We start from the raw sequence: 5,594 nt of genomic DNA, 5'->3' as shown, positions 1-5,594 counted from the left end.
AACTGATAAAACTCTTTCTCTATATATTTTAGAGATTTCTTGAGAATCACCAACTAATAATGCTTTTGTAGAACACATAGCTGCACAAACTGGAACTTTACCTTCAGAAATTCTATTTTGACCATAAAGTTCTCTTTCAGTATGTGAGTTAGTTTGTTCAGGACCACCTGCACACATAGTACATTTATCCATAGCACCTTTTGTTCCAAAAGCACCATCTTGAGGGAACTGAGGAGCTCCAAAAGGACAGGCATATAAACAATAAGCACAACCGATACATTTTTCTTTACTATGAAGAACAATTCCGTCTTCTCTAATATAAAAACAATCAACTGGACATACTTGCTCACATGGTGCATCTGTACAATGCATACAAGCAATTGAAAGTGAGTATTCAAGTCCTTGAATACCCTCATTCATAGTTATTACTTTTCTTCTGTTAATACCTGCTGGTAACTCGTGCGCTTCCGCACAAGCTACCGAACAACCATCACAAGCAATACATCTTTGATCATCACAATAAAATTTTAATCTTGCATTTTCGCTCATATCAATTCTCCTACGCAAATTCTATTCGACATAATCCACCTTTTGTTTCAGGAATCTGAGTAATGATGTCATAACCGTAGTTAGTAACAGTATTCGCACTTTCCCCAACTGCAAATGGTTTTAAACCTTGTGGATATTTATGAGATAAATCTTCACCTTGGAAATGACCAGCAAAATGGAAAGGTAACCAAATTCTATCTTCAGAAACAGAGAAAGAATATTCAGCTTTAACTTTAATTTTTGTACCTTCTGGTGAATGAATCCACATCATTGAACCATCTCTAATTCCATACTCACCTGCTAAATCTGGATGAATTCTACAGAACATCTCAGGAGTTAAAGCAGCTAAATATTTACTTGCTCTATTTTCCATTCCAGCACCATTCATATTAACTAGTCTTGCAGTAACAAGATTAATTGGGAACTCTTTTGACCAATCTTTTTCATTTTGTTTAGATGCATACTGAGTATCAACTCTGTAATGATTCCCCTTATCTGCATAAGAAGGATATTCTTTAACTAAATCCTGTCTTGGAGAATGTAACGGTTCTCTATGAAGTGGAATAGCATCTGGGAACGTCCAAACTACTGCTCTTGCTTTCGCATTTCCATAAGGAGCCATTCCAGCTTCCATACATTTTTCAGCTATGATATTAGAAGTATCAACTTTCCAGTTTTTACCAATTCTTTTTTTCTCATCTGCTGTTAATTTAATACCAAGAGTTTTTTCAATATTATCTCTTGTAATTTCTGCATAACCATCTTTATTAGCTGAATTCTTAGGAGCTGATCCTTTTCCTGCTAATAAATCTACGCCATCATGTTCTAATCCGAATCTATTTCTAAATCCCATTCCCCCATCTTTAACAGATCTGTGAATGTTATATAAAATTGGTGAACCACCATGATTTTCTGTCCATACAGGCCAAGGTAAACCATAATACTCACCCTTCATCTCACCATATCCACGACCAGAAATCTGATCAAACATATGCCAATTATCAGTGTGTTTTTTAATTCTCTTAGCAGTCCAACCAGTTAAACCGATTGTTTTAATAATTCTTGCAATTTCATCACAAGCATCTTCTGGCCAAGTAAATTCTTTTTTATCTTCTCTAATTAACATTCCACGAGTATATTCGTCATAGAATCCTAATCTTTTTGCTAATTCAAACATAATGTTTTCATCAGTTTTAGATTCATACATTGGTTCAACTACTTTAGTTCTCCACTGTGCACTTCTATTTGTAGCAACAACTGTTCCAGATGTTTCAAACTGAGTTGCAGCTGGTAAAATAAACACGTCATCTTGTTTATCAGTTAAAATAGCAGCTTCATTTACAAAAGGATCAACAAGTACAATCATTTCTAAATTGTCTAAACCTTCTTTAACTTTAGCTTGCTGTGCAATTGAAGTAATACCATTACCCATTACAATAAGGTTTTTAAGATTAGTTCCACCGTTATGAATTTTATCATTACCGTTTTTACCATCTAAAACACCTGCCCACCATCTAGAAAGTGTGAAACCTTTTTTGTTCATCCATTCTTTAGCAGCAAATCTTCCTTTTAACCATTCATAATCCACGCCCCAAGACTTAGCAAAGTACTTCCATGAACCATCGCTTAAACCATAATATCCAGGTAAAGTATGTGATAAACAACACATATCCGTAGCACCTTGAACATTATCGTGACCTCTTAAAATATTAGTTCCACCACCTTCTTCACCCATGTTTCCAAGAGCTAATTGTAATATTGGAGCTAATCTTGTATTAGAAGATCCCACAGTATGTTGAGTTAAACCCATAGCCCAAATCAAAGTACCTGGAGTAGATTGCGCATATACTCTTGTAATTTGAATTAGTTGATCAGCAGGAATTCCTGTTACATCTTCAACTTTTTTAGGATTCCACTTTTTAGCTTCTTCCATAATTTCATCCATACCATAAACTCTATCATTAATAAAAGACTCGTTGTGCCATTTATTTTTGAAAATAAGATGTAACATTCCATACATAAATGGAATATCAGTACCTGGTCTTATTCTACAATAGTGATCTGCTTTCGCAGCAGTTTTAGTAAAAATTGGATCTACTACAATGATTTTGGCATTGTTTCGTTCTTTAGCTTTTAAAAAATGTCCAAATCCAACTGGGTGATTAACTGCAGGATTTGCTCCGAAAATAATAATTGCTTTCGCGTTTTGGATATCTCCAAGTGAGTTTGTCATAGCACCATAACCCCATGTATTCGCCACACCGGCGACTGTTGCACTATGTCAAATTCTAGCTTGATGATCTATATTATTTGTTCCGTAAAAAGCAGCAAATTTTCTAAAATAATATGCTTGCTCTGAGCTCATTTTTGCTGAACCTAAAAACATTGCAGAATCTGCACCCACTGTTTCATGAGCTGTTTTTAGTTTTGCAGCGATTCTGTCAAGTGCTTCATCCCAAGAGATTCTTTTCCACTTTCCTTTCGTTTTAACCATAGGGTGCTTTAATCTAACTTCTGATCGAACCATATCAATCATATCAGCACCCTTACAACAGTGACCTCCTAATGAGATCGGATGATCTTGAGCAACTTCTTGTCTTACCCAAACACCATTATGAACTTCAGCAATAATCCCACATCCAACAGAACAGGCATTACAGATAGTTTTTACTTTTGTTGAACCAGGAAAAGGATTTTTAATCTCTTCTTCTGATGCAGCTCTAGTAACTCCATCATTATTAGCTAAAGCATTTACAGCACCAGCAGCAGTTGCTATAGCAGCCATTTTTAAAAATGATCTTCTACCAACTTTTGCTTTCAGTGCATCATATGTACTAATTGACATATTCTACTCCTTAACTTTTATTGTTTGTTTTATAAAGCTTGTTTATAAAAATCTTCCCAAGCTTTAGTTTTTTTATAAAGAACTTCTTTTTTATTAGAATTCCCTATAACAACACCATTTGAATCAGCTTCATAAGAAGCTTTACTTGCATTAGCAGCTAAAGCGCTAGCACCAACAGCAGTGGCACCAAGGACAACAGCAGCTTTTTTAGCAAAATCTCTTCTTGATTTTTGCATTATTGATCCTTTTATATTCAGAAACATAAATTTTATGCTGCTGAAATAAATCAAAATAATTTGACTTACTTCAACAGCATAAAAACTTATTTACAGATCTTCTTCAACATCAAATGTTACAAATACTTCTTCTTCTTTTTCTTTATGTTTTTTAGGTCCGCTTGCTCTTAAAGCTTTGTTTCTTTTTCTTCTCTCAATTTCAACATCTGATAACTCTTCTGAGCAAGTACTTCTTAGAGGTCTCTCTCTTGGAGCTGGAAGTGATACTTCTAAATAAATTCTTTCAAACTCAATAAATGCTTTTAATAAAACAATTACATTTTTATAAATTTTTGCACTTTCATGTTCATATATTTCTTTTGAAAAATCATCTACAAAATCATTTAATATTTGATCGAAAATACAATGAGATGTATTTACATAAACTTCTTCACCTTCAGATATTAAAGTACAAAGCTCAGCTAAAACAGTAAAAATAAAACCAATATGATCTTCATAATCAGAGTATTTTTTTTCATCTCTTCTTATTTTTGTTTTTGCTAAAAAGTTTTGCATTTCTACTCTTTTTTTACCAGATTCTATATCTTCATCATAATAAGAAGCAGTAGTTCTAACAGTAGTAGTTTCAGGTGAGTGGAAAATATCATCAAATTCAAGCATAAGCTCAACATTTGAATCCATTTTCAAAGTATTTGATAATTCTTCAAATGCAATAGCTGTACTTGCATCTAATGGATTTTCTTTTAAAGTATTTATAAGTTCTATTAATTCTAAATATCTATTATTGTTTGATGAAAAAACAAAAAATCTTGAAAACATTGAATAGTATAATGCTCTTGCTTTATTGATTTTATTATCTTTCATTTTTATCCTTTAATTTCTTACCAAAAAATATTGGTAAAGTTTTCTTGACCTAATTGTAAATTCTTATACTTTAAAGAAACCTTAATTACTATTTAGACTTGCTTTATAGTAGTACTCTTAAGTCTTATTTATACAAAAAGAAACACAGTTTTTTAGGTAAAAAATACTTATCCATTATGAGAGCTTTTATCAATTAGTTTTTTGTAGTTTTTATACATGCCTAATTTTCATTAATGTAAAAATATGCATATTTTGCATATTAAAAACTATTCTTAAACTAATCTAAAAATTTTAATGAAGATAATGATTAGAAGCTTATAAAAAGGTAAATTTTGAAATTCATTATTTTTTTTAAGATTTTGGAGAAAAAAAATGCTTCTTTTTTTATAAAATTTGTCATTTTTTATACTTTAGATTTTCAAAGAAGAATAAGAATCAAAAATTTTAAGTTTAAATCTTTTTTTAATCTATACATAAATACTATGAATTGAGTTAAATAATAGTATTTAATTGATTTTTTATTTATTAAATAGATTGGATTTTTATGAATAATTAATATCAAATTATTAGAAGTTTTGTGAAAATAAAAAACCTTTTCTCTTTCGAGAAAAAGTTTTAAATTTACAATTTTTTGTCTTTTTTTAATTCTTTATAAAAAGAACTATGAAGGATTTCAACTTCTTCTTCTTCTTTATATCCAGTGATAATACTATGAATCGCGCCTTTAATTGCAAATACTGACATATATACATGTGTTAAGAAAAGTGCTAATACAGCAAGTCCTAAAGCATTATGTAATATCGCAGATCCTCTTAAAAGATCGATTTGTGTTATTAAACTAGCTACAAAATCAATTTTGAAGTCTTGGAAGTACATAATTGCACCTGTTAGAATCATCAAAAATCCACCTAATGTTGCTATCCAATACCACATCTTTTGACCTGCATTAAATTTTCCAGCTGGAACTGGGTCGTTTCTTTTATATAAGTATCCACCTAAAATCATCATCCATTTAATATCATCTGATGTTGGTAGCATATCTTTTAACCACATAAAAAACATTGGAACTATTGAAACTATAAATAAAAGTGTTGAAATTG

Annotated in this window: 6 protein-coding genes; all 6 read right to left on the bottom strand. The window is 31.3% G+C overall.

The features are described from left to right. Positions 1-549 (bottom strand): 4Fe-4S dicluster domain-containing protein (locus tag HRT41_15980; protein ID NQY25519.1); only part of this gene is annotated, 549 nt, incomplete at its 3' end. A gap of 10 nt (positions 550-559) precedes the next feature. After that, complete coding sequence (locus HRT41_15975) at positions 560-2,782, bottom strand: formate dehydrogenase subunit alpha (protein NQY25518.1); 2,223 nt, start codon at positions 2,780-2,782, stop codon at positions 560-562. Positions 2,783-2,830: 48 nt separating this feature from the next. After that, positions 2,831-3,394: a molybdopterin-dependent oxidoreductase gene (locus HRT41_15970; protein ID NQY25517.1), complete on the bottom strand. Its 564-nt coding sequence runs from the start codon at positions 3,392-3,394 to the stop codon at positions 2,831-2,833. Between the two features lie 29 nt (positions 3,395-3,423). Next, positions 3,424-3,630, bottom strand: a complete 207-nt coding sequence (locus HRT41_15965; GenBank protein ID NQY25516.1) for a Tat pathway signal protein — start codon at positions 3,628-3,630, stop codon at positions 3,424-3,426. 90 nt (positions 3,631-3,720) lie between these two features. Beyond that, entirely contained in the window at positions 3,721-4,494 is a 774-nt protein-coding gene (locus tag HRT41_15960; GenBank protein ID NQY25515.1) for a molecular chaperone TorD family protein, read from the bottom strand. A gap of 621 nt (positions 4,495-5,115) precedes the next feature. Next, the coding region (locus tag HRT41_15955; GenBank protein ID NQY25514.1) for a formate dehydrogenase subunit gamma at positions 5,116-5,594 on the bottom strand (479 nt) is incomplete at its 5' end.

It is taken from the genome of Campylobacteraceae bacterium, from assembly GCA_013215945.1.
Lineage (GTDB): Bacteria > Campylobacterota > Campylobacteria > Campylobacterales > Arcobacteraceae > NORP36.
This window is presented reverse-complemented; position numbering and strand designations above follow the sequence as displayed.

Coding starts and splice junctions, on each gene's coding strand:
- HRT41_15975 (NQY25518.1), bottom strand. CDS start 2,782: ATGACAAACTCACTTGGAGATATCCAAAACGCGAAAGCAATTATTATT.
- HRT41_15970 (NQY25517.1), bottom strand. CDS start 3,394: ATGTCAATTAGTACATATGATGCACTGAAAGCAAAAGTTGGTAGAAGA.
- HRT41_15965 (NQY25516.1), bottom strand. CDS start 3,630: ATGCAAAAATCAAGAAGAGATTTTGCTAAAAAAGCTGCTGTTGTCCTT.
- HRT41_15960 (NQY25515.1), bottom strand. CDS start 4,494: ATGAAAGATAATAAAATCAATAAAGCAAGAGCATTATACTATTCAATG.